Origin of the sequence: Gottfriedia sp. NPDC058432, assembly GCF_042721555.1 — a bacterium.
Classification (GTDB): Bacteria; Bacillota; Bacilli; order Bacillales; family Bacillaceae_G; genus Gottfriedia.
In genome coordinates this window covers 42064-62599 of sequence record NZ_JBHXLC010000010.1, presented here as the reverse complement: position 1 = coordinate 62599, position 20536 = coordinate 42064, and the positions used below count along the sequence as shown (strand labels likewise).

At 32.8% G+C, this 20536-nt stretch carries 26 protein-coding genes; 22 read left to right on the top strand and 4 right to left on the bottom strand.

Annotation, left to right across the window (positions count from 1 at the left end; all coding sequences use genetic code 11):
• The first annotated feature begins 219 nt into the window (after positions 1-219).
• Genes ACFWM3_RS12095 through ACFWM3_RS12065 form a run of 7 tightly spaced genes read left to right on the top strand, consistent with a single transcriptional unit; the run spans position 220 to position 5124 of the window.
• Complete coding sequence (locus ACFWM3_RS12095) at positions 220-843, top strand: stage V sporulation protein AA (protein ID WP_390311484.1); 624 nt, start codon at positions 220-222, stop codon at positions 841-843.
• Positions 836-1252, top strand: coding sequence for a stage V sporulation protein AB (locus ACFWM3_RS12090; RefSeq protein ID WP_056466874.1), 417 nt, complete (start codon positions 836-838; stop codon positions 1250-1252). The genes ACFWM3_RS12095 and ACFWM3_RS12090 overlap by 8 nt, the downstream gene beginning before the upstream one ends.
• Positions 1253-1264: 12 nt before the next feature.
• Complete coding sequence (spoVAC, locus tag ACFWM3_RS12085; protein WP_056466871.1) at positions 1265-1717, top strand: stage V sporulation protein AC; 453 nt, start codon at positions 1265-1267, stop codon at positions 1715-1717.
• Between the two features lie 13 nt (positions 1718-1730).
• A complete protein-coding gene (spoVAD, locus tag ACFWM3_RS12080) occupies positions 1731-2738 on the top strand; it encodes a stage V sporulation protein AD (RefSeq protein ID WP_056466869.1) in 1008 nt (335 codons plus the stop codon).
• Between the two features lie 11 nt (positions 2739-2749).
• The gene (gene spoVAE, locus ACFWM3_RS12075) at positions 2750-3100 is read left to right on the top strand and encodes a stage V sporulation protein AE (RefSeq protein WP_056466865.1); all 351 of its coding nucleotides are present in this window, start codon (positions 2750-2752) and stop codon (positions 3098-3100) included.
• A 3-nt stretch (positions 3101-3103) separates the two neighbouring features.
• A complete protein-coding gene (spoVAEA, locus tag ACFWM3_RS12070) occupies positions 3104-3667 on the top strand; it encodes a stage V sporulation protein SpoVABEA (RefSeq protein ID WP_049819788.1) in 564 nt (187 codons plus the stop codon).
• Positions 3668-3723: 56 nt separating this feature from the next.
• Positions 3724-5124: a spore germination protein gene (locus ACFWM3_RS12065; protein ID WP_082459356.1), complete on the top strand. Its 1401-nt coding sequence runs from the start codon at positions 3724-3726 to the stop codon at positions 5122-5124.
• A gap of 483 nt (positions 5125-5607) precedes the next feature.
• Here the strand turns inward: ACFWM3_RS12065 and ACFWM3_RS12060 are convergent, their stop codons facing one another.
• Positions 5608-6441, bottom strand: coding sequence for a DUF1002 domain-containing protein (locus ACFWM3_RS12060; RefSeq protein WP_390311558.1), 834 nt, complete (start codon positions 6439-6441; stop codon positions 5608-5610).
• Positions 6442-6665: 224 nt separating this feature from the next.
• Between ACFWM3_RS12060 and ACFWM3_RS12055 the strand changes: the two genes are divergently transcribed.
• The gene (locus tag ACFWM3_RS12055; RefSeq protein ID WP_390311482.1) at positions 6666-7103 is read left to right on the top strand and encodes a peptidylprolyl isomerase; all 438 of its coding nucleotides are present in this window, start codon (positions 6666-6668) and stop codon (positions 7101-7103) included.
• A gap of 430 nt (positions 7104-7533) precedes the next feature.
• On the opposite strand, the gene ACFWM3_RS12050 is transcribed toward ACFWM3_RS12055, so the two are convergent.
• Positions 7534-8163: a cupin domain-containing protein gene (locus ACFWM3_RS12050; RefSeq protein ID WP_390311481.1), complete on the bottom strand. Its 630-nt coding sequence runs from the start codon at positions 8161-8163 to the stop codon at positions 7534-7536.
• Positions 8164-8493: 330 nt separating this feature from the next.
• On the opposite strand from ACFWM3_RS12050, the gene ACFWM3_RS12045 reads away from it, so the two are divergent.
• Positions 8494-8853, top strand: a complete 360-nt coding sequence (locus ACFWM3_RS12045; protein ID WP_025672354.1) for a GNAT family N-acetyltransferase — start codon at positions 8494-8496, stop codon at positions 8851-8853.
• Positions 8854-9093: 240 nt separating this feature from the next.
• Here ACFWM3_RS12045 and ACFWM3_RS12040 read toward each other — a convergent pair whose 3' ends face one another.
• Both ACFWM3_RS12040 and ACFWM3_RS12035 read right to left on the bottom strand, forming a co-directional pair.
• A complete protein-coding gene (locus tag ACFWM3_RS12040) occupies positions 9094-9597 on the bottom strand; it encodes a DUF309 domain-containing protein (RefSeq protein WP_056466854.1) in 504 nt (167 codons plus the stop codon).
• Positions 9598-9707: 110 nt separating this feature from the next.
• Positions 9708-9821: a YjcZ family sporulation protein gene (locus ACFWM3_RS12035; RefSeq protein WP_082459343.1), complete on the bottom strand. Its 114-nt coding sequence runs from the start codon at positions 9819-9821 to the stop codon at positions 9708-9710.
• Between the two features lie 208 nt (positions 9822-10029).
• Between ACFWM3_RS12035 and ACFWM3_RS12030 the strand changes: the two genes are divergently transcribed.
• From ACFWM3_RS12030 to ACFWM3_RS11970, 13 genes are all read left to right on the top strand, one after another.
• Positions 10030-10800: a segregation/condensation protein A gene (locus tag ACFWM3_RS12030; RefSeq protein ID WP_390311480.1), complete on the top strand. Its 771-nt coding sequence runs from the start codon at positions 10030-10032 to the stop codon at positions 10798-10800.
• Positions 10800-11381 carry an SMC-Scp complex subunit ScpB gene (scpB, locus tag ACFWM3_RS12025; protein ID WP_390311479.1) on the top strand — a complete coding sequence of 194 codons (582 nt, stop codon included), beginning with the start codon at positions 10800-10802 and terminating at the stop codon, positions 11379-11381. The genes ACFWM3_RS12030 and scpB overlap by 1 nt, the downstream gene beginning before the upstream one ends.
• 72 nt (positions 11382-11453) lie before the next feature.
• On the top strand, positions 11454-11849 hold the full coding sequence (locus tag ACFWM3_RS12020; RefSeq protein ID WP_390311478.1) for a hypothetical protein: 396 nt from the start codon (positions 11454-11456) through the stop codon (positions 11847-11849).
• 18 nt (positions 11850-11867) lie between these two features.
• Positions 11868-12362: a DUF3907 family protein gene (locus tag ACFWM3_RS12015; RefSeq protein ID WP_390311477.1), complete on the top strand. Its 495-nt coding sequence runs from the start codon at positions 11868-11870 to the stop codon at positions 12360-12362.
• A 166-nt stretch (positions 12363-12528) separates the two neighbouring features.
• A complete protein-coding gene (locus tag ACFWM3_RS12010) occupies positions 12529-13515 on the top strand; it encodes an aromatic acid exporter family protein (protein WP_390311476.1) in 987 nt (328 codons plus the stop codon).
• 151 nt (positions 13516-13666) lie between these two features.
• Positions 13667-14590 carry a superoxide dismutase gene (locus tag ACFWM3_RS12005; RefSeq protein ID WP_390311475.1) on the top strand — a complete coding sequence of 308 codons (924 nt, stop codon included), beginning with the start codon at positions 13667-13669 and terminating at the stop codon, positions 14588-14590.
• Positions 14591-14735: 145 nt separating this feature from the next.
• On the top strand, positions 14736-15881 hold the full coding sequence (locus ACFWM3_RS12000; protein WP_390311474.1) for a serine hydrolase: 1146 nt from the start codon (positions 14736-14738) through the stop codon (positions 15879-15881).
• On the top strand, positions 15874-16467 hold the full coding sequence (locus ACFWM3_RS11995; RefSeq protein WP_056466830.1) for a nucleoside recognition domain-containing protein: 594 nt from the start codon (positions 15874-15876) through the stop codon (positions 16465-16467). The genes ACFWM3_RS12000 and ACFWM3_RS11995 overlap by 8 nt, the downstream gene beginning before the upstream one ends.
• On the top strand, positions 16468-16998 hold the full coding sequence (locus ACFWM3_RS11990) for a spore maturation protein (RefSeq protein WP_056466828.1): 531 nt from the start codon (positions 16468-16470) through the stop codon (positions 16996-16998). It begins immediately after the preceding gene.
• A gap of 200 nt (positions 16999-17198) precedes the next feature.
• Entirely contained in the window at positions 17199-18119 is a 921-nt protein-coding gene (locus tag ACFWM3_RS11985; protein WP_390311473.1) for a PLP-dependent cysteine synthase family protein, read from the top strand.
• A gap of 3 nt (positions 18120-18122) precedes the next feature.
• The gene (locus ACFWM3_RS11980) at positions 18123-19277 is read left to right on the top strand and encodes a bifunctional cystathionine gamma-lyase/homocysteine desulfhydrase (RefSeq protein WP_390311472.1); all 1155 of its coding nucleotides are present in this window, start codon (positions 18123-18125) and stop codon (positions 19275-19277) included.
• On the top strand, positions 19278-19919 hold the full coding sequence (locus ACFWM3_RS11975) for a class I SAM-dependent DNA methyltransferase (RefSeq protein ID WP_056466817.1): 642 nt from the start codon (positions 19278-19280) through the stop codon (positions 19917-19919). It abuts the gene before it with no gap.
• 28 nt (positions 19920-19947) lie between these two features.
• Complete coding sequence (locus ACFWM3_RS11970) at positions 19948-20421, top strand: S-ribosylhomocysteine lyase (protein ID WP_056466815.1); 474 nt, start codon at positions 19948-19950, stop codon at positions 20419-20421.
• The last annotated feature ends 115 nt before the right edge of the window (positions 20422-20536 follow it).

Below are 20536 nucleotides of genomic sequence, written 5' to 3'. Positions count from 1 at the left end.
TTTTATTTTGTCTTTTTACTATAAACTCCTGTTTCAAATATAGATGAAACATCTCCAAATTCGACTACCTAATGCTTTTTTTGATCGGGATGACGCCTAACATTTCCTGTTTTTACTTACCAAACTACTTAGTTCAATCTTCCTGGACTTATATTTTTGGGAAGTTTTCACATACTAGTTGTAATTGAATTCATAAAGCTTTGAAACTGAGGGGAAAGTATGAATAAGGTGTTATATATTAAGTTACTTAATCGGATCGTTGTACAAGTAGGTAAACGTGTACATCTAGAAGAGATTGCACGAATACAAGGGATTAATGTTGATTTAGCCCAAATTAAAAAAATCATTGTACATGAATCAAAAAAGGAGGATGGTACACATACAGTTATTGATATTCTCGATCTTTTGCCATTAATTCAAGAAATTGAACCTGATATTTCGTTTGAGCTCGTTGGAGTGACGATGTGCATAATAGAACTTAAAAATGAAGTTTCAAAGGATCGTTTCTTTCTGTTTTGTTTCGTTTGGATCCTGTTATTTACGGGTTCTTCATTAGCAATCATTTATTTCCATGAAGATGTAAGCATGCAGCAGGTTCAACAACGAATTTACTATATGATTACAGGAGAACATAATCATAAACCTTTATTACTTCAAGTACCATATTCTTTTGGACTAGGAATTGGGATGATTTTATTTTTTAATCAATGGTTTAAGACTAGATTAAACGAAGAGCCGAGCCCTCTTGAAGTAGAAATGTTTCAGTATCAACGCTCAATGGATGAATATGTGTTAGTAAACGAAAATAAAAAGCCAAACAAAAGTGTAAATACCGATGATTAGAGATTTGTTTATAGTGTTTGTAGGGTTTTCGGGAGGTATAGCTGTTGGTACGGGCTTTGTAGCATTTTTATCGGTTATTGGAATTATTCCGAGACTAACACAGTTAACAAAAACGATTAAAAAAATTCGTGCATATGAGTTTTCAGTCATTTTAGGAGCAATTTTTGGTTGCTGGATTAGTTTACGAAATACCGTATTTAATTTGCCGAATATATTTTCAGTTTTTATTGGGCTGTTAGCAGGTATTTTTATTGGAATGTTAGCTGCCGCATTAACTGAGGTTTTAAACGTTTTTCCAATTTTAGCGAAACGAATTGGCATTCAAAAGAAAATTGTGTACTTATTAATGGCGATCGCACTAGGTAAAGTTTTTGGTTCGTTATTTCATTGGATTTATTTTATAGAGTAAAGGATGGATGAAATGAGTGGGAAATTAAAAGCTAATTATAAAGAGAATATCAAACCATACCAACCAAAAAAGCCGGTATTAAAAAATTGTATTAAAGCATTTTTAGTTGGGGGATTTATCTGTTTTTTAGGTGAGTGTATTACAAAAATCTATATAAACTATTTTAACTTTACTGATAAAAATGTCGGTGATCCAACAGTAGCTACACTTGTTTTAATTTCTAGCTTACTTACAGGGTTAGGTATATATGACAAAATTGGCCAATTTGCAGGTGCAGGATCCGCTGTTCCTGTAACAGGCTTTGCCAACTCTATGACGAGTGCTGCTATGGAACATAGAAGTGAAGGTCTAGTTCTAGGGGTTGCAACAAATATGTTTAAACTAGCTGGTTGTGTAATTGTTTATGGAGTTGTTTCGGCATACGTCGTCGGAATGATACGATACGCATTTAAAGTATTCTTATAGGAGGTGAGTACCAATGGCTTTAGTCGGTAAACAAACTTGGGAGTTTCAAAATGGTGTTTATGTCCAAGCATCTGGAACCGCTGTAGGACCAAGAGAAAACTTGGGACTGTTAGCTGGCAAATTTGATTATGCTTATGAAGATCTTCACTGTGGTGAAGATAATTGGGAATTAGCAGAAAGAGCATTAATGAGAAATGCAGTTTCAGTTGCATTAAAAAAAGCAAACAAAAACGTCGAAGATATCGATGTATTTTTAGCAGGTGATTTATTAAATCAAAATGTTACTGCGAACTTTATGGCAAGAGAATTGCAACTTCCTTTTTTATGTATGTTTGGAGCATGCTCAACTTCAATGGAAACGGCTGCACTCGGTGCACAGTTAATCGATAGTGGTTATGCAAAAATGGCATTGGCAGCAACAAGTAGCCATAATGCTACTGCTGAAAGACAATATAGATATCCTACAGAATATGGTGGACAAAAACCTGATTCGGCAACTTTTACAGTAACTGGTGCGGGAAGTGTTCTCCTTTCCAATAAAAAAAGCAAAATAAAAGTAAAATGCGCCACAATAGGTACAGTTCAGGATTTAGGTTTGACAGATCCATTCGACATGGGTTCTGCGATGGCACCAGCAGCAGCTTATACAATCGTGCAACACTTTAAAGATACAAATACAACACCTAATGATTATGATTTTATCGTAACTGGAGATCTTTCAGCTGTTGGTGCACCAATTTGCGAACAACTTGTTAGAGAAGAAGGATATGATATGGCAGGGAAATACAATGATTGTGGATTGCTAATCTATGATCGAGAAAATCAGGAAGTTTTTGCTGGTGGAAGTGGCTGTGCTTGTTCAGCGGTCGTAACATATGGTCATTTATTTCAAGAGTTAAATAAAGGTACTTATAAACGGATTTTGGTAGCAGCAACCGGCGCTCTTTTAAGCCCAACAATGATTCAACAGAAAGAATCAATTCCAACTATTTCACATGCTGTCGTTTTCGAAAGCTGTTAGGAGGTGTTCAGATGGATTTTGTTAATGCTTTTATAGTAGGAGGTCTAATTTGTGTAGTAGGCCAGTTACTTTTTGATTTCACAAAGTTAACACCAGGGCATGTAATGTGTATTTTTGTTGTAATTGGTTCAATTTTAGATGGGTTTGGCATTTACGATAAGCTTATAAAATTTGCTGGTGCGGGTGCAACCGTTCCAATTACTAGTTTTGGTCATTCTTTATTACACGGAGCGATGGCAGAAGCAAATGACCACGGCTTCATAGGTATTGGAATGGGGATCTTTTCACTAACTTCATCTGGCATTTCGGCAGCAATTTTATTCTCATTTATAATTGCTCTAATTTTTAAGCCAAAAGGTTAACTTATGAAAAAGAAAAGGATCATTATCGTAACCGACGGAGATGTATATGCACATCGGAGTATTGAGTATTTGGCAAAACAATTTGGCGGATGCACAATATCACAATCGAAAGGTAATCCCACTAAATTCTCTGGAAAGAGAATGGTTGAAATCATTATGCAAGCACAAAAAGAACCAGTATTTGTATTGTTTGATGACAGTGGCTTTATGGGAGAAGGTCCTGGAGAAAAGGCTTTAAAATATGTAGCAAGTGATAAACATATTGAAGTTATTGCTGCATTAGCAGTAGCATCAAATACACATCATCAAGAATGGACAAAAGTAGATGTAAGCATTGATAACGAAGGGAATTTAACTGAATATGGTGTCGATAAATATGGAGTTCCTGATATTGAAATCGGTAGAATAAATGGAGACACCGTTTATAATTTAGATCAACTAAATATCCCCTTCATTTTAGGAATCGGTGATATTGGAAAAATGGGTGGGAGAGATGATATTGAAATCGGCTCACCTATTACACGAAAAGCAATTGAATATATCCTCGAGAGGAGTGAACTCCAGTGACCACGAAAAAAGAGCCAACTAAACTAACAAATAAACTAGTTACAAATGCTTATAAAATAAGTGATCGAATAGGTTATGGAGTAAGTTTTGATATCGGAAAACGTGTGATTTTTGTAAATAAAGTTGAAGTTAATCTATATTATGTAAACGGATTAACGGATACAAGCTTTATTCAAAGATTTTTAGACGACTTAATCGGGCTAGAAAAAGTCGAGAAAAATAAATCGATGTTTAAAAATATTGAGGATACGATTGTCCATCAATCTGTAGAAATTGTTTTAACATTTGAAGATGTTATAAAGAAAGTATTATCTGGTTTGATTGTAGTACTAGTTGACGGAGAAGATAAAGGACTTGCAGTCGATGTTAGGAGCTATCCTGGGCGTGGACCAACTGAACCAGATACCGAACGAGTAGTACGTGGTTCGCGAGATGGTTTTACTGAAAACATTATTAATAATACTGGCCTAATAAGAAGACGTATTCGCGATGAAAATTTAAGAAATGAAATTCTTCAAGTAGGTGAAAGTTCAAAGACTGATGTTTGTTTATCGTATATAGAAGGTTTAGCACACGCGGAACTTGTTACAGAAATTCGAGATCGAATTACAGGTATACACGTTGATGGTCTTACAATGTCAGATAAGAAATTAGAGGAATTTATATTAAAGCAAGGGTATAATCCGTTTCCTTTAGTTAGATATTCAGAAAGACCTGACGTCGTTGCAAACCACATACTTGAAGGACATGTATGTATTATCGTGGATACATCTCCGAGCGTAATCATTACGCCGGCAACATATTACCACCATATGCAACATGCAGAAGAGTTCAGACAAACTCCTTCTGTCGGAACATTCCTTCGATGGTGTCGTTATATGGGGATTTTTATGTCAGTCTTTTTATTACCATTTTGGTTACTATTATGTAATTATCCAGAGGTATTACCAAAATCATTAAGTTATATCGGACCAAAAGAAACAAGTAATATTCCAATTTATTTACAATTAATTATTGCTGATTTGGGGATTGAATTCCTCAGAATGGCAAGTATACATACACCAAATGCAGTTTCCACTTCGATGGGTATTATTGCAGCAGTATTAATTGGACAAGTCGCAATTGATGTGGGTCTTTTCCAACCAGAAGTAGTCTTATATACGGCTGTGTCAATGATTGGATCATATGCTACGCCTAGTTATGAGCTAGCACTTGCAAATAAATTAGCCAAGTTTGGAATCTTAATTTTAACAGCAATATTAGGTGTTAAAGGCTTTATGATTGGTTCGACATTATTCATTCTGTTTTTAGCAAGCCTGAATACTTTAAATACACCTTATTTTTGGCCATTTATTCCATTCGATGGCAGAGCATTTTGGCACTTAGTTGTCCGTACAAAAGCTAGTGAAAGTCAACATAAAAAAGGTGGAAAAACAATCGGTGATGCTACCATTTGATTTGTTGACTTAAGAATAAAGGAAGGGGGCTGTCTCAGGAGTCAGATCAACTGACAAATAAGCGCCCTCATTTTAATTTTAAAAAATGTACTAGTGCTAGGGAGGTATCTCAACAGCACTTTTTATTTGTTTTGATAAAATCGAACTTTTTTTAGAATTAGCCAAATTTTTATCAAGTTTTTATTAGAAAAAGAAAAGAAATAGAGTGATCCGTATAAAATGAGTTGATTATTAGCTTATAATACATTTACTGGTATGGGTAACTTTTGTTTTTATTTGCGATTCTATCGAGTTTAATTGCAGTTTTGTTGAATTTATTTACGATTCTCAAATTTTAATTGCAGTTTTACTAATTTTAATTGCGCTTTTCAGTTTTATTTGAAGCCAACGATTTATTTGCAATATTTCATCTTTTATTTGTAGCTCGAATTTTAACATCAAAAAACCCAGTTACTTTTTTAAGTAAAAGGGTTTCTTTCATAATTATTTAAATAATGAAACAATCGCATCAAATAATGCAGAGAAGAAATCTTTAAGTTTTTCAATAAAAGATTGGCCTTCTTTAGAATTTAGATAATCTGAGATTTTATTTTTAGCTTTTGTTAATTGGTTTCCTACTTGATCCCAGTTAATATTTAAATCTTTCATTTTTTCAAATAAATTCATCAAACTAGCTTTTTGATCAGCAGTTAATGTAATTCCAAGATCCTTTGCTAATCGATCAATTAATGATTTTAATTCATCGGTTGACATGTTTGGATTTTTAGCTAGCTCTTCTTTCACTTTAGTGACAAGTTGTACAGCTTTTTCATTACCTACTGAATCACCAAGTTCGGCAGTTTTAACCATTTCTTCATTTGCTACTTTTTTAACATCATCAGGTATCACTTGACCAGAACTTAGCTCATAAGCCTTCATAATCCCAGTTAAAGCAGCTGTACCAGAGACTTGAAATGGTGCAGTAATTACAATATTTGCATCCTTTAATCCAGCAGTGATTAAAGCATTTGTATACATTGAGTTAGTAACCCATGAAATATTATTTGATTGAACGACGATGCCTGTATTTTTTTCACCAATTGTAATCATAGCAGATGAAAGAGCTCGAGTACCGATTTGAGCACTAGGCACAGTACCATCTAAATATTTATGCTCCTCTTGATTTGAAACAGTCACAATTCTAGCATCAGATGGCGCACCCATTTCAGCTAATAATGATTTCTTTTGCGTTTCAGATAAATTTTGCCCAAGAGTAACAATCGTTTCACCCGGAACAGCATCAGCAAATACCGATAAAGGCATAGCTACTAATCCCATTGATATGGTGAACGCTAATAACTTTCGTTTTAACAAAGAGACACTCCCTTTACAATAATCCAAATTTTACATCTTACAACACTATTATAGTCATTTTCGAAAACTTGTCATTACTTTTTGTTTTTTGTATGATAATATCAGCGTTACTAATTTATTCAGTAATGAAAAAATATAGGACAATTAAGTCTTATAAAGTTGTACATACATAAGGAGGATTTTTTATTATGAAAAAAGCAAGTATTACGTTTGAAAATGGCGAACAAATCTTAATCGAATTATTCCCAGAGCATGCACCAGGTACAGTTGAAAACTTTGAAAAATTAATCCGTGAAGGTTTCTACAATGGATTAACTTTCCACCGTGTAATTCCTGGATTTGTATCTCAAGGTGGAGATCCAAACGGTAATGGAACAGGTGGTCCAGGATACAAAATCAAATGTGAAACTGTAGGAAACCCATTAAAACATAAAGCTGGATCTTTATCAATGGCACATGCTGGAAAAGATACTGGTGGTAGCCAATTCTTTATCGTTCACGAGCCACAACCACATTTAAATGGAGTACATACAGTATTCGGTCAAGTAATCGAAGGTATGGATACAGTTTTAAGAATGCGTAATGGCGATGTTATGCAAGAAGTTAAGGTTTGGGATGAAGAATAGTCAAACCATTTAAGAAGTCACTCTAATAAGATTTCAAATGAAAAAAGCCACAAGGGAAAAATTTTTCCTTGTGGTTTTTTAACATGTTCTTTGTTGTTTTAACGGTGAAATCATTTAATAACATCTCGGACTATTTAGAGAAGGTTAAGTTAGAAGATTTATTTTGGTTTTTTTTGAAATATGTTTAGTTTTTATTGTTTCACATGCGATTTCATGTTATTTCTTCTATTTTCTTGGTTCTCATAATCTATTTCCACATGTTTCATAGTCTTGTTTGCAGTTTTTTAAATTTTAATTGCAGATATAACTTTTTTAATTGTAGATTTGCCAAATTTAATTGCAGTTTTGGATTTTTTAATTGCACTTGCGCAGATTTAATTGCAGTTTTGACTTTTTTAATTCGACTAACTGGTCTCACTTGATCTTGCAATTAAAAACGCTGTTGATAATAATTCTGGTTGTAATAGGAGTTTGGATAATAATTTTGATTGTGCTGATTTGAAAATTCATGCTCGTTTTGAACTTGTCGATTACAATTTTTTGGTGGTCCTATAAATATAGAAGGTTGTAAATTTGCAGTTGCTGTTTTCCATTGGTTTTCATCAAGACAGTAAGTATGTGAGACAATATTTGAAGGTGTAAATTTCATTAAATCAGAGAATAAAATTACGTCTGGGGAAGGTGCATTAAATATTGCTAATAAGTGAGTATTGTCAACAGTTGCAATTTCATAATGCCACCAGCCTTGTGGTACGTTTGCAACTTGACCAGGAGTAATTGGGAAATTTAATAGTTGCTTTGTATAAGGATTTAAGATTGATACAACTGCTGCACCAGAAATACAATAGACTAATTCTGATGAATTTTGATGATAATGTGGCTCTACAACATTATTTACACTTAAAAATATATCCAATAAAGACAAACTATCCAAAGTATTCAAATCATTAATACTTAATTGATTGATAAAGTTTTGACTGTCCTTTACAAATGCATGATTTTTATTTATATCATAAGTATATTGAATATTTGGTGATGAATAATCTAAATCCAACCTCATAATGATCACCCTTTTATATAACTCTAACTAAAACTTACTGTATTCAAATTTATCTAATTGGTGACAAAAGCCTATAAGGTTGGATGGGCAGGAAAAATACATGACTAGTACTCTAAATCAGTTTAAATTCTCACCTATACCATATATCCCGTTTTTCCATCTCTCCGGTTTTCTGACTTGACAGAAAAATGTGAGAATTATATATTTGAAATATTGATATATTTGGAACGTATTTTTATATTTATCGTACTATAGAGGGATAATCAATCATATATTATGTATTGGTTTAGAAGCTAATTAGAGTTTTAATAATTTTTAAGAGGGGTTAACATGTTAATTAGGTATAAGAAAACATATGAGAAAATTGCAATGGGCCTGCTTTCGTTTATGCCGAATGAAAAGAATGTGAAGAGCTTAGTAAATACGATTAAAGATTATGAAACTAAAGATGATAATCATTTGTTCCTTTGGAAATTAGACGATATTGTTGGGATTATTGGAATACAACTTCTACCAGATAAGGTTATTATGATTAAACATTTAAGTGTAAACCCTTCATTCCGAAATCAAGGTATTGCAACTTCACTTTACGATGCGATTCGATCTCAGTATACAGACTATACAATCGTAACAACGCAAGAAGTAGCTTCATTCATTGAACATTGTCATGTTAGTTTGAAAGTATTATAGAAAAAGTGCTCAATTTTTTGAGCACTTTTTTTACACTGTAGAAAAAATGGTTCCATGAACCATTCATGAGTAAGGTTTTTTAAACTTCATGCGATTTTACATACTCATAGGCCGGTTATGAGTATGAATGAAACAACAATTTGCACTTTGCTTACTCATAAACCAGTCATGGGTAGGTACGATGCAACTTCTATTTCGAAACACAGAAAAAAGGTGCCCAATTTTTTGAGCACCTTTCCTCTAAACTTTTCTTCGTAATTCTAATTGCTTTAATCTTTCTGAAATGACATCTGTTCGATCTCTTGTAGAATGTTTATTAATTAAATCTTCCGTAAAAGACGAGTAATATTCTTTTTGATTTTGATATCTTTCAATCAATTCTTGGTCATTTAATGGGAGGTCAAAATGGTGATATTCCGTTTCATTTTGAAGATTTAACTGTAAATTTGATATGATTTGTTGAAAGCGCAATTGATCAATTCCAGCCATTTCCAATAAATTAGAATCATTTGAAAAGGTAATGACGTGTCGAAATAATTTTTTAGCACCAGTAAAGTTTCTTCTTCTATAATGATATAACACTACCGATAATCTGATTAAACCTAACCAGACCTTTTTATAATGATGATTTAATTCAAGTTTCCATTGTTCCTCAAGAATTTCATGACATTCAAAAAAATCTTGATCAAAATGGAAATGACATAAATATTTTATGTACCGCTCGTTTTTATTGTAATGGACCAAGTTTTTCACCTCTTTATTACTAAAATTTTATCAGAAATGGAAAAATTTAAAAAGAAGAAAGCCTAGAGCAATGTCTAGACTTTCACGTTTTGTTTATTCACGGGGTTAAATTAACAGACGAAAGCACATCCAACGATGATTAATAAAATAAATAATACTACGATTAAAGCAAAGCCTCTGCCGTGGCCGAAACCGCCGAACTCTGGAGAAACACCTTTACTCATGAAATAACCTCCTTACCAAAAATATAATTCTTCTTGCACTGATATCTTATGAAAAATTTTAGAAAATGGTATAGGCGTAAAACTAAAAATTTAGGAACAAAGTAACTTCATCGATGAAAAATCCTTTTCTGTTATATAGTTTTATGAAATAATACTTTATACTGTTATAAAGTATATTTTTATTTTAAAGTAAGTTGGTGAGTAGTTTGTGAAGCAATATGAAGTTAAAATTGATGCATTTGAAGGGCCATTAGATTTATTACTTCATTTAATTCAACGATTTGAAATTGATATTTATGATATACCTGCATCTGAAATAACAGATCAATATGTTTCATATATTCATACAATGAAAGAATTAGAATTGGATATTGCAAGTGAATATTTAGTGATGGCAGCTGAATTACTTGCGATGAAAAGTAAAAGTATTTTACCTAACCATGAAGAACAAGCTGATTGGGATGCAATACTTGAAGAAGACCCTAGAGAAGAATTAATGAATCGATTAATTATATATAAGCAATTTAAGGAAGCGGCGATCGTATTTCAGGAAAAAGAATCAGAACGGGCGATGATTTTTACTCGAAATCCAGTTGATTTGTCCGAATATGGGCCGAGACCAGAAGATATTGTTATGCCAACTGATGTAACAATTTACGATATGTTTGGTGCACTTCAAAAGCTATTTAAACGTAAAAAGCTACAAGAACCACTTCAAACTAAAATTGTTCGTGAAGAAATATCGATCGAAAAAAGAATGGATGAAATTATTACCTACTTAAAAAGTATTAAAAAGAGAACTAATTTCATCAGTTTATTTCCACATAATGATAAAGAAAGTATTGTAGTTACTTTTTTAGCAATATTGGAGTTAATGAAAACAAAAGACATTGTAGTAGAACAGGAACAAAACTTTTCAGAAATTTTTCTTACATCACGGGAGGTTTTTGAAGATAAGCAAGCTGAGGTGTACTTGTAATGGAACAGGAAAAAAATTTAGTAGGAGTTCTAGAAGGACTTTTATTTGTAGCTGGCGATGAAGGAATTTCGATTGTCGAGCTATCTGAGACTTTAGAATTAGGTCAAACCGATGTTCTAGAATTAATTGAGAATCTTAAAAAAGAATATGAAAATCCTAACAGAGGCTTGCAAATTAGAATTCTAGCTAGCAGATATAAACTTACTTCAAAGAGGGAACATGGTGAGTTTTTCAAAAAATTAGTTGAAAGCCCATCGAACTCTTCGCTGTCACAAGCAGCATTAGAAACTTTAGCGATTGTTGCATATCAACAACCAATTACGAGGACAGAAATTGAAGATATTCGTGGAGTTAAGACTGAAAAACCAATTCAAACTCTTGTCTCGAAATATTTAATTAAAGAAGTTGGACGGGCTGAAGGTACTGGACGTGCAATTTTATACGGTACTACTTCTGAGTTTTTAGATTATTTTGGCCTAAAAAACATTAAAGAATTACCTCCACTCCCACAAGATTTAAAAATGGAAGAGGTTGAAGAAGAAGCAGATTTATTTTTTAGCAAATTTGAAAAACAAGATTAGTTAAAAAATTCTGCAAATCTTTATGTATCCTATGTTAAACTAATACTATGGAAATCTTGGAGGGTGAAAGAATTGTTAATTTATAATTGCCATGGGTATGAATTAGTAAAGGCTCAATCAAATACTTCAGAAGACTTTTTTAATCGTTCCGAAGTTGAATATGAATATAATGATCAAAAAATTGTAACTTCTGTCTTATATGTTCGCTTTTTTGAAGAACAACTTTCCGAACTAAGTGATTTAAAAACAACTAGATTATATGAAAATGGTGACCAATCACTCGATTTTCGTGATTTAGTGGCACTTGCGCTAATTATTAAAAATCCTGATTATCGTGGAAGAAAGCGAATATATATTAATGAATTAGATCAATTTGTAAAAGAGCTACAAGGTGTTGATTTTGATAAATTGGTAGGATATGCGAGAAGTATTAAGCAAAATTCAAATAAAATAGAAATATCGATCTAATTTAACGGAGGGAAAAAAATGTCGAATAAGATGGTAGAGCATCAATTAAAAATTGTAGTTAATCAATTAGGGATTGTTGGTCTAGAGTGTAATTTGTTTTTAAATAGGAATTCTTTACCGTCATTTCAACATGAAAACCAAGCAGTGGATACTAACTACTTAGAAAAAATACTCTCTTCATTACGTAGAATTACAGTATATTGTGAGGATGCTAAAGAAGTTTGTGAGAAAATTTTAAGTGGACAGTTCCATAAAGCAACAGCTGAAGATACTTTACATAAAATTTATCACAGATGTATCGCTGAATTCTTCTCTCCTAAAAACGATGCATGGTATGAAAATAGTCGTGCAGCATACACGGGTAATCAAGCAATTACATTTTATAAAGCTGTACCTGGTACTCTTCAAGACCTATTTTCGTCTTTAGAAAAAGTTTTTCAACAAATGCGAGAAGAACTTGAGTATTATGAAACAGATTATTCAACAAAACTGATGCAACAATACAAACAGTAATTAGAAAATAGTTAAATGTAAATAATATCGTTAAGAGAAAAAGACTAGAAATTTTCTAGTCTTTTCATTTTGTATAAAACTCAAAAAAATGGATATATCTAGTAATTTTTATCTAAGATACGTTACAATACTATAGAAATTTCTTTGTAAGAGAAGAGGACTTAAAATGAAACAAATGTATTCAATTGGACAAAGGACAATCAAAACAGCAATCGGAAGTGGTATATCTCTATTAATCGCAGAAGCTCTACATTTACAAAATTACAGTACTGCTGCTGTCGTCACGCTATTAAGTATTCAAAATACAAAACGCAGATCATTTATTGTTGCAATTCAAAGATTTGTTGCATCAGTTATTGCAATGTTAATTGGATGGATGATGTTTGAATTTTTAAGCTATACCCCATTAACAGTTGTCATTTATTTTCTTTTAACTATACCCTTATTAGTCACATTGAAGTTACAAGAAGGAATCATACCAAGCTCAGTGATCGTTTTGCAAATTTATGTGAGTAACAATAAATCAATATCTTTCTTAATTAATCAAGTTGAAATTTTAGCAGTTGGGATCTTAATTGCTTTAATAATGAATACATATATGCCAAGTATTGAGAAGAAGATGATTGAATCTCAAAAGAAAATCGAGCAAAATTTTAAAATGTTACTTCTAGGAATTGCTTTAAAAATGAAGGGTAAGGATGAAGATTCACAAAATGAATTAATTTATGAAACAAAAAACCTTTTACAAACGGCGAAAACATTAGCTTACAGGCAAGTTGAAAATAGTTTTGTAAAATCAAACTTATATTATATTAATTATTTTGAAATGAGAGAACGTCAATTCGAAATCATATCGAATCAAATCATCCCATTATTAAAAAAGGTTGCGTTAAATTATCCGCATTCAAAAATTATCGCAGAATTTTTTGAGGACACAGGTGTTTATTTAAAAGAAAAATCTACGGGGATTGAATTATTAGGGGAATTTAGTCATATGATGAATGATTTTAGAAAGATGCCATTACCTGAATCAAGAGATGAGTTTGAGACTAGAGCTAGTTTAATGATGATTGTTTATGAATTGGAAAAAGTGATCTCATTAAAAATGGAGTTTTACTCAGAAAATCAGACCGTTTTAGAAAAACTTAACTAATCATTTAATATAAGAGGATGCGGAATTAACATCTTAAATACGTTAATTCCATTAATCGCGTGAATCGCATGAATACCGGTAATAGCTATAAATTTAATATCATACAATGGAAAGTAGAAGAGAAATTTATTTTCTCTGATGGAGGTGTATGATGTTAAATCAATCTGAACTCGTCACTTACTTTCAGGAGGTAGAAATCTGGTGTGCGAATGTATTACAGTTGCTGTCTGAAAGATTTGACCATATTCAAGAAAAAGAACTATTAGAATATAAAGTTAAACTATTGTTAAACAGAATGGGGACAAAAGGTCATTATGTAGATCAAAATTCCTTTTTAGATGAAATTAGTATGGATGTGGATGATATCCAAGAACGATTAATTTCAATTTTAAATGAAGAGGAATATGATGATAGCTATGCGTATCGGGTAATAGAAGTCGAAGAGAGAGTGGGGATTGGTAAGCACGAGCTCCCGCCTTTACCATACCCATATAATGCACTCGAGCCATATATATCAAAAGAAATTATGATGCTACATCATGATAAGCACCATAAAAGTTATGTAGATGGTTTAAATAAAGCTGAGATTGAATTAGAAAAGGCAAGAAAGAATAAGGCATACGATTTATTAAAGCATTGGGAAAGAGAGCTTGCATTTCATGGGTCTGGTCATTATTTGCATACGATATTTTGGAATAATTTAAGTAAATCAGGTGGAGGGCAACCTCATGGGGCTTTTTTAAAACAAATTGAAGATGACTTCGGAAGTTATGAAGCCTTTAAAGAGCATTTTACACAAGCTGCTAAAAAAGTGGAAGGTGTCGGTTGGGCGATTTTAGTTTGGGTTCCAAGATCGAATCGGTTGGAGATTCTTCAAACTGAAAAACATCAATTCTTTACTCAATGGGATACAATTCCATTGCTAGTTTTGGACGTTTGGGAGCATGCTTATTATTTGCAGTACAAATTTGATAAAGACGCATACATTACAAATTTTTGGAACATTGTTAATTGGCCAGATGTAAATTATCGATATGATTATGCTAGTCAATTAAAATGGCAACCATTTTATTAATAAGCGAAAAATAGTAGGTGCTGGAATTGCTCAGGTTGTATATCTGAACAAGTTCAGCACTTTTTTCTTAAAAAAAAGTCATTTTTTTATAATGTAATTCGTAAACTTGTACTAATTAGGACTAACTGTGGAGTTGATGCGAAAGATGAAAAAATGGCTAGTAATCGGAATCATTGGCTTATTTTTAATCGGAATTATTATTCCGACGAATAATGTTAAAGCATTTGGAGGAGTTAGTGCTAGAAATGCAGTTTTGATGGATCAAAAAACTGGACGAATCTTGTATGGTAAAGCAATGCATGACTCTGAAAGAATCGCCAGCATAACAAAAATAATGACTGCAATACTCGCTGTAGAGTCCGGTAAAATGCAAAACACGATAACAATTAGTTCAAGGGCAGTGCAAACAGAAGGATCATCCATTTATTTAAAACCAGGACAAAAAATTAAACTTGAAGATTTAGTTTATGGTTTAATGCTTAGGTCTGGGAATGATGCGGCTAATGCAATTGCCGAGGCTGTAGGTGGTAGCATCGAAGGATTTGTTTATATGATGAACGAAAAAGCAAAAGAAATCGGAATGAGTAATACATATTTTAGCAATCCATCAGGACTTGATCAGCAAGGAAAAGAGCATTACTCATCTGCTTATGATATGGCGTTATTAACGAGATACGCTATGGAAAATCCTAAATATGCAAAAATTGCAGGTACAAAAGTACACCGTGCCCCAAATACGGCAGAATCTTGGGATTATGTTTGGAAGAATAAAAACAAATTGCTTACTTTCATGTACAAGTATAGTACTGGAGGTAAAACTGGATTTACTAAAAAAGCAAAAAGAACACTCGTATCAACTGCTTCAAAAAACGGAATGGATTTAATTGTCGTAACACTAAATGATGGGCAAGATTGGCAAGATCATATGTCACTATTCGAATATGGTTTCAGTAACTATCCTTTAACGAAAGTTTTAAGTAAAGGAGGAATTAAAGAAGTCACAGATAAAAAATATAAAGGACATGTTTATATGAAAAATGACTTCTCTTATCCTTTAGATAAAAAAGAGCGTGATCAAGTAAGAATCACGATTGAAATGCAAAAGCCGACCAAGAAAAAAATTGCTAATGATGCAATTGTTGGTAAAGCGATTATCGAACTAGAAGGTGAACAAATTGGATTTAGAAATATATTTTATAGCGATAGTAAGGTCAAAATATTTACAAAAGAAATAATCCAAAATGGGAAACAAGTTCTATTAAACTTAATGGGAGAGCACTCTGATGGTTAATATCATTTGGGTTGCTCTTACAATAATTGGTTTTGTTTTTGCGATGATTAATGGCACCATGGATGAAGTAAATAAAGCAGTATTTGACGGAGGAAAGCAAGCAATTACCATTATTATTGGACTAGTTAGTGTGCTTGTTTTTTGGTTAGGTTTAATGCGAATAGCAGAAGAATCTGGATTATTAAAAATTCTTTCGAAATTATTTCAACCATTCCTATCTTTCCTATTTCCGAGAATCCCTAAAGACCATCCGGCACTAGGTTATATTATGTCAAATATGGTCGCCAATTTATTCGGTTTAGGAAATGCCGCAACACCATTAGGTATAAAGGCGATGGAACAACTAAAAGTGTTAAATAGAAATAGTATTGAAGCAAGTGATGATATGATTACATTTTTAACTTTAAATACAAGTGCAATCACTTTAATTCCTACAACAGTGATCGGAGTTAGAATGTCTTATCATTCTGCAAATCCGACCGAAATAGTAGGTGTTACAATCCTTGCACAGATCGTTTCATTTATTGGGGGACTCGCGGTAAATAGTTTTTTTGCAAGTAGGCGAAATCGAAAGGGGAGAAAATAAATGGGATATATGAATACTATTTCACTTTATATTATTCCATTTATTATCGCTGTCATTTTAATACATGGAACTTGGAAAAAGGTGCCTACGTATGAATCTTTTGTTGAAGGTGGAAAAGAGGGTGTAACAATTGCAGTGCAATTAATTCCATTTTTAGTAGGGATGCTAGTATCGATCTCGATCTTTAGAGCGTCAGGTGCTCTAGAGTTTTGTGTAGAACTTATGCGTCCATTATTAAGTTCATTAGGTATTCCGGCAGAAGTTTTTCCGCTAGCAATTATTCGACCTATTTCTGGTTCGGCCGCTTTAGGGATTACTTCGGATTTAATTAAAACATATGGACCGGATTCATTTATCGGAAGGTTAGCTTCGACTATGCAAGGCAGTACAGATACAACGCTATATGTTTTAACGGTGTATTTTGGAGCGGTAGGAATTCGTAAAATGGGTGATGCATTAAAAGTAGGTTTAATTGCAGATGCAATCAGTATTATTTTCTCAATCATTTTTGTAACGATGTTCTTTTCTTAACCCAACGCATACGATTTGAAACAGTGAAAAAGTACTTTTATTTTAGGATAAAAGTACTTTTTTATTGCGCATTTAAAATTAATATCTTATAATACCAATAAGAATAGTTGGTATTAAGACAACATTCAATTTTACCCATGTTGCATATAATGGATTGGAAGAAAAACTAACCTTTTTGTGACATAAAGGAGCATGAAATTATGAAAGTTGTAAAATCAGTACACGAGCTGATCGGATCAACACCATTGCTTGAAATTACAACATTCCCTTTACCAAAAGGAACAAGACTATTTGCAAAATTAGAATTCTGTAACCCAGGTGGAAGTGTAAAAGATCGACTTGGAATGGAATTATTAGAAAGTGCACTTAACGAAGGTAAATTAGAAAAAGGTGGTACAGTCATTGAACCAACCGCCGGAAATACAGGAATTGGTTTAGCACTAGCAGCTATAAAATATGGTGTAAATGTTCTATTTGTTGTTCCTGAAAAATTCAGTATTGAAAAACAAACATTGATGAAAGCACTTGGAGCAAAAATTGTGAACACACCTACAGAAGATGGAATGACAGGTGCAATTAAAAAAGCGAATGAGCTCTCAAAAGAAATACCGAATTCATTTGTACCATCACAATTTAGTAATGAAGCAAATCCAAGAACCTATTACAAAACATTAGGTCCTGAATTAGTTGACCAACTAGATGGAAAAATAGATGTATTTGTTGCTGGAGCTGGTAGTGGAGGAACATTTACTGGTACAGCCCAGTATTTAAAAGATAAATTACAAAATGTAAAAACAGTGATTGTTGAACCAGAAGGATCAATCTTAAATGGTGGAAAGCCAGGTTCACATGATACAGAAGGAATTGGAATGGAATTTATTCCTGCCTTTGTAGATACAAACTTATTTGATGCTATTCATACAGTACTTGATACAGACGCATTTCGTTTAGTCAAAGAACTAGCAACGAAAGAAGGACTTTTAGTAGGAAGTTCCTCAGGAGCTGCGTTATATGCAAGTTTATTAGAAGCAAATAAAGCAAAACCAGGGAGTACAATCGTAACGATTTTCCCAGATAGTAGTGAAAGATACTTAAGTAAAAACATATATAGTGAGGGATAAAATATGAAGAAAAAGACGGCGTTAATACACGGGGGAATTAGTAGAGATGAAACAACTGGTGCGGTTAGTGTTCCGATTTATCAAACTAGTACGTATAAACAAGATGCTGTTGGTAAACATAGAGGATTTGAATATTCCAGAACAGGCAATCCGACACGACATGCTCTTGAAGAGTTAATGAAAGATATTGAACACGGTGTTGCAGGATTTGCATTTGCATCAGGAATGGCAGCTATTCATACTGTGTTTAGTTTATTCAAGACTGGTGACCATATCGTAGTCGGTGATGATGTTTATGGTGGTACTTACCGATTACTTACAAGAGTGTTATCAAATTTAGGCATAACAGCTACATTTGTTGATACAAGTAATATTACTATAGTTGAAAATGTTATTTCACCAAATACAAAAGCAATTTTTATTGAGTCACCTAGTAATCCATTATTAAAAATTACTGATATTAAAGCAATTGCAAAACTTGCAAATGAATATGACTTATTAACGATCGTTGATAATACTTTTGCTACTCCATACTGGCAACAACCTCTTACACTAGGTGCTGATATCGTCGTTCATAGTGGAACTAAATACCTTGGAGGACATAGTGACGTAGTAGCTGGAGTTGTTGTAACGAATAAAGAAGAATTAGCTGAAGATTTAGCATTTTATCAAAACTCGATTGGTGGAGTTTTAGGGCCAAACGATAGCTGGTTATTACAACGTGGTATTAAAACACTTGGAATTAGAATGGAAGAACATGAAAGAAATACGCATGAAATTGTGACGTTCTTATCGAATCATCCAAATGTAAATAAAGTTTTCTATCCTGGATTATCGACACATCCAAACCATGAATTAGCAAAACAACAAAGCAGTGGATTTGGTGGCATGTTATCTTTTGAATTAAAAGAAGGTTTAGATCCAGAAGAATTCGTAGGTAAATTAAAGTGGTTTACATTAGCTGAAAGTTTAGGAGCAGTTGAAAGTCTTGTAGGGATTCCTTCAAAAATGACGCATGCTTCAATCCCAAGAGAAAAACGAATTGCATCCGGAATTTCTGATGAATTAATTCGATTATCGGTTGGTCTAGAAGATTTAGAAGATTTAATAGAAGACCTAGAACAAGCATTAATATTTCAAACATCAAAGGTGAGATAAATGGGTAGAGAGTTTTTAGACGTTTTTACTGGTTGGGCAGATAGTTACGATTCTTTTGTTCAAGGCCATGACCCAGAATATAAAGAAGCATTTCGACGTTATGATGAAATACTGAATGAAATTGTTAATAGAAGTGGAAATAGCGTTCTCGAATTTGGAATTGGTACAGGGAATTTAACAAAGTTACTTCTTGATAAAGGAAAAACTGTATTTCCAATCGAGCCATCTCCTGAGATGAGAATTATTGCCTCAAAGAAATTGGGCGAGAATATTACGATTCACGACGGAGATTTAATTGATTTTCCAAAACCACAGGCCGGGATCGATACAATTGTAAGTTCATACGTTTTTCATCATTTAACTGATCAAGAAAAATATGAAGCTATTAAAATATATAGCTCATTATTGAACACAAATGGGAAAATCGTATTTGCAGATACAATGTTTTTAACAGAAAACGAATATAAAAATGAAATTACAAAAGCTGAAAATGCAAATTATATCAATCTAAGAGATGATTTAATTAGAGAATATTATCCATTAATCCCAGTTGTTCGTTCACATTTTGAAAAAAATGGTTTTGATGTGAAATTCGAACAATATAATGATTTTGTATGGATCGTTGAAGCTACAAAAAAATAGAGAGAAGTAATTTAGGAGGAAATTAAATATGCCATCAGTTGAAAGTTTTGAATTAGATCACACAAAAGTTGTTGCTCCTTACGTTAGACATTGTGGGACTCATGCAGTTGGTACAGACGGAGTTGTTACAAAATATGATATTCGTTTTTGCCAACCAAATAAGCAAGCAATGAAACCAGATACAATTCACACTTTAGAACATTTACTAGCTTTGAACGTACGTGAAGCAGTACCTGCTGGTGACCCTTTTAAAATTATTGATTTATCACCAATGGGTTGCCAAACTGGATTTTATTTAATAATCGCTGGTACACCTTCAATTTCAGAAGTAATCACATTATTACGTAAAACAGCTGAACTTGGACAGCAAGTTGAAGAAGTACCTGCTGCAAATGAGCTTCAATGCGGCCAAGCAAAACTTCATGACCTTGAAGGCGCAAAAAAATGGTTAAAATATTGGAGCGAGCAAACTGACGAAACGTTAGAAAGCGTATTTGCTTAATATAAAAAAACGTCATCTTAATGGATGACGTTTTTTTATATTAGACTGTTGGAAAAAAGAAAATGGGGAGGTGCAAATAAATAAGGCAAAACTACAATTAAAATTAAGTAAACTG

Excerpts from the sequence above, each read along its gene's own strand:
- ACFWM3_RS12095 (WP_390311484.1), top strand. The coding sequence starts at position 220 with ATGAATAAGGTGTTATATATTAAGTTACTTAATCGGATCGTTGTACAA.
- ACFWM3_RS12090 (WP_056466874.1), top strand. The coding sequence starts at position 836 with ATGATTAGAGATTTGTTTATAGTGTTTGTAGGGTTTTCGGGAGGTATA.
- spoVAC (WP_056466871.1), top strand. The coding sequence starts at position 1,265 with ATGAGTGGGAAATTAAAAGCTAATTATAAAGAGAATATCAAACCATAC.
- spoVAD (WP_056466869.1), top strand. The coding sequence starts at position 1,731 with ATGGCTTTAGTCGGTAAACAAACTTGGGAGTTTCAAAATGGTGTTTAT.
- spoVAE (WP_056466865.1), top strand. The coding sequence starts at position 2,750 with ATGGATTTTGTTAATGCTTTTATAGTAGGAGGTCTAATTTGTGTAGTA.
- spoVAEA (WP_049819788.1), top strand. The coding sequence starts at position 3,104 with ATGAAAAAGAAAAGGATCATTATCGTAACCGACGGAGATGTATATGCA.
- ACFWM3_RS12060 (WP_390311558.1), bottom strand. The coding sequence starts at position 6,441 with ATGGGATTAGTAGCTATGCCTTTATCGGTATTTGCTGATGCTGTTCCG.
- ACFWM3_RS12055 (WP_390311482.1), top strand. The coding sequence starts at position 6,666 with ATGAAAAAAGCAAGTATTACGTTTGAAAATGGCGAACAAATCTTAATC.
- ACFWM3_RS12050 (WP_390311481.1), bottom strand. The coding sequence starts at position 8,163 with ATGAGGTTGGATTTAGATTATTCATCACCAAATATTCAATATACTTAT.
- ACFWM3_RS12045 (WP_025672354.1), top strand. The coding sequence starts at position 8,494 with ATGTTAATTAGGTATAAGAAAACATATGAGAAAATTGCAATGGGCCTG.
- ACFWM3_RS12035 (WP_082459343.1), bottom strand. The coding sequence starts at position 9,821 with ATGAGTAAAGGTGTTTCTCCAGAGTTCGGCGGTTTCGGCCACGGCAGA.
- scpB (WP_390311479.1), top strand. The coding sequence starts at position 10,800 with ATGGAACAGGAAAAAAATTTAGTAGGAGTTCTAGAAGGACTTTTATTT.
- ACFWM3_RS12015 (WP_390311477.1), top strand. The coding sequence starts at position 11,868 with ATGTCGAATAAGATGGTAGAGCATCAATTAAAAATTGTAGTTAATCAA.
- ACFWM3_RS12010 (WP_390311476.1), top strand. The coding sequence starts at position 12,529 with ATGAAACAAATGTATTCAATTGGACAAAGGACAATCAAAACAGCAATC.
- ACFWM3_RS12005 (WP_390311475.1), top strand. The coding sequence starts at position 13,667 with ATGTTAAATCAATCTGAACTCGTCACTTACTTTCAGGAGGTAGAAATC.
- ACFWM3_RS12000 (WP_390311474.1), top strand. The coding sequence starts at position 14,736 with ATGAAAAAATGGCTAGTAATCGGAATCATTGGCTTATTTTTAATCGGA.
- ACFWM3_RS11995 (WP_056466830.1), top strand. The coding sequence starts at position 15,874 with ATGGTTAATATCATTTGGGTTGCTCTTACAATAATTGGTTTTGTTTTT.
- ACFWM3_RS11990 (WP_056466828.1), top strand. The coding sequence starts at position 16,468 with ATGGGATATATGAATACTATTTCACTTTATATTATTCCATTTATTATC.
- ACFWM3_RS11985 (WP_390311473.1), top strand. The coding sequence starts at position 17,199 with ATGAAAGTTGTAAAATCAGTACACGAGCTGATCGGATCAACACCATTG.
- ACFWM3_RS11980 (WP_390311472.1), top strand. The coding sequence starts at position 18,123 with ATGAAGAAAAAGACGGCGTTAATACACGGGGGAATTAGTAGAGATGAA.
- ACFWM3_RS11975 (WP_056466817.1), top strand. The coding sequence starts at position 19,278 with ATGGGTAGAGAGTTTTTAGACGTTTTTACTGGTTGGGCAGATAGTTAC.
- ACFWM3_RS11970 (WP_056466815.1), top strand. The coding sequence starts at position 19,948 with ATGCCATCAGTTGAAAGTTTTGAATTAGATCACACAAAAGTTGTTGCT.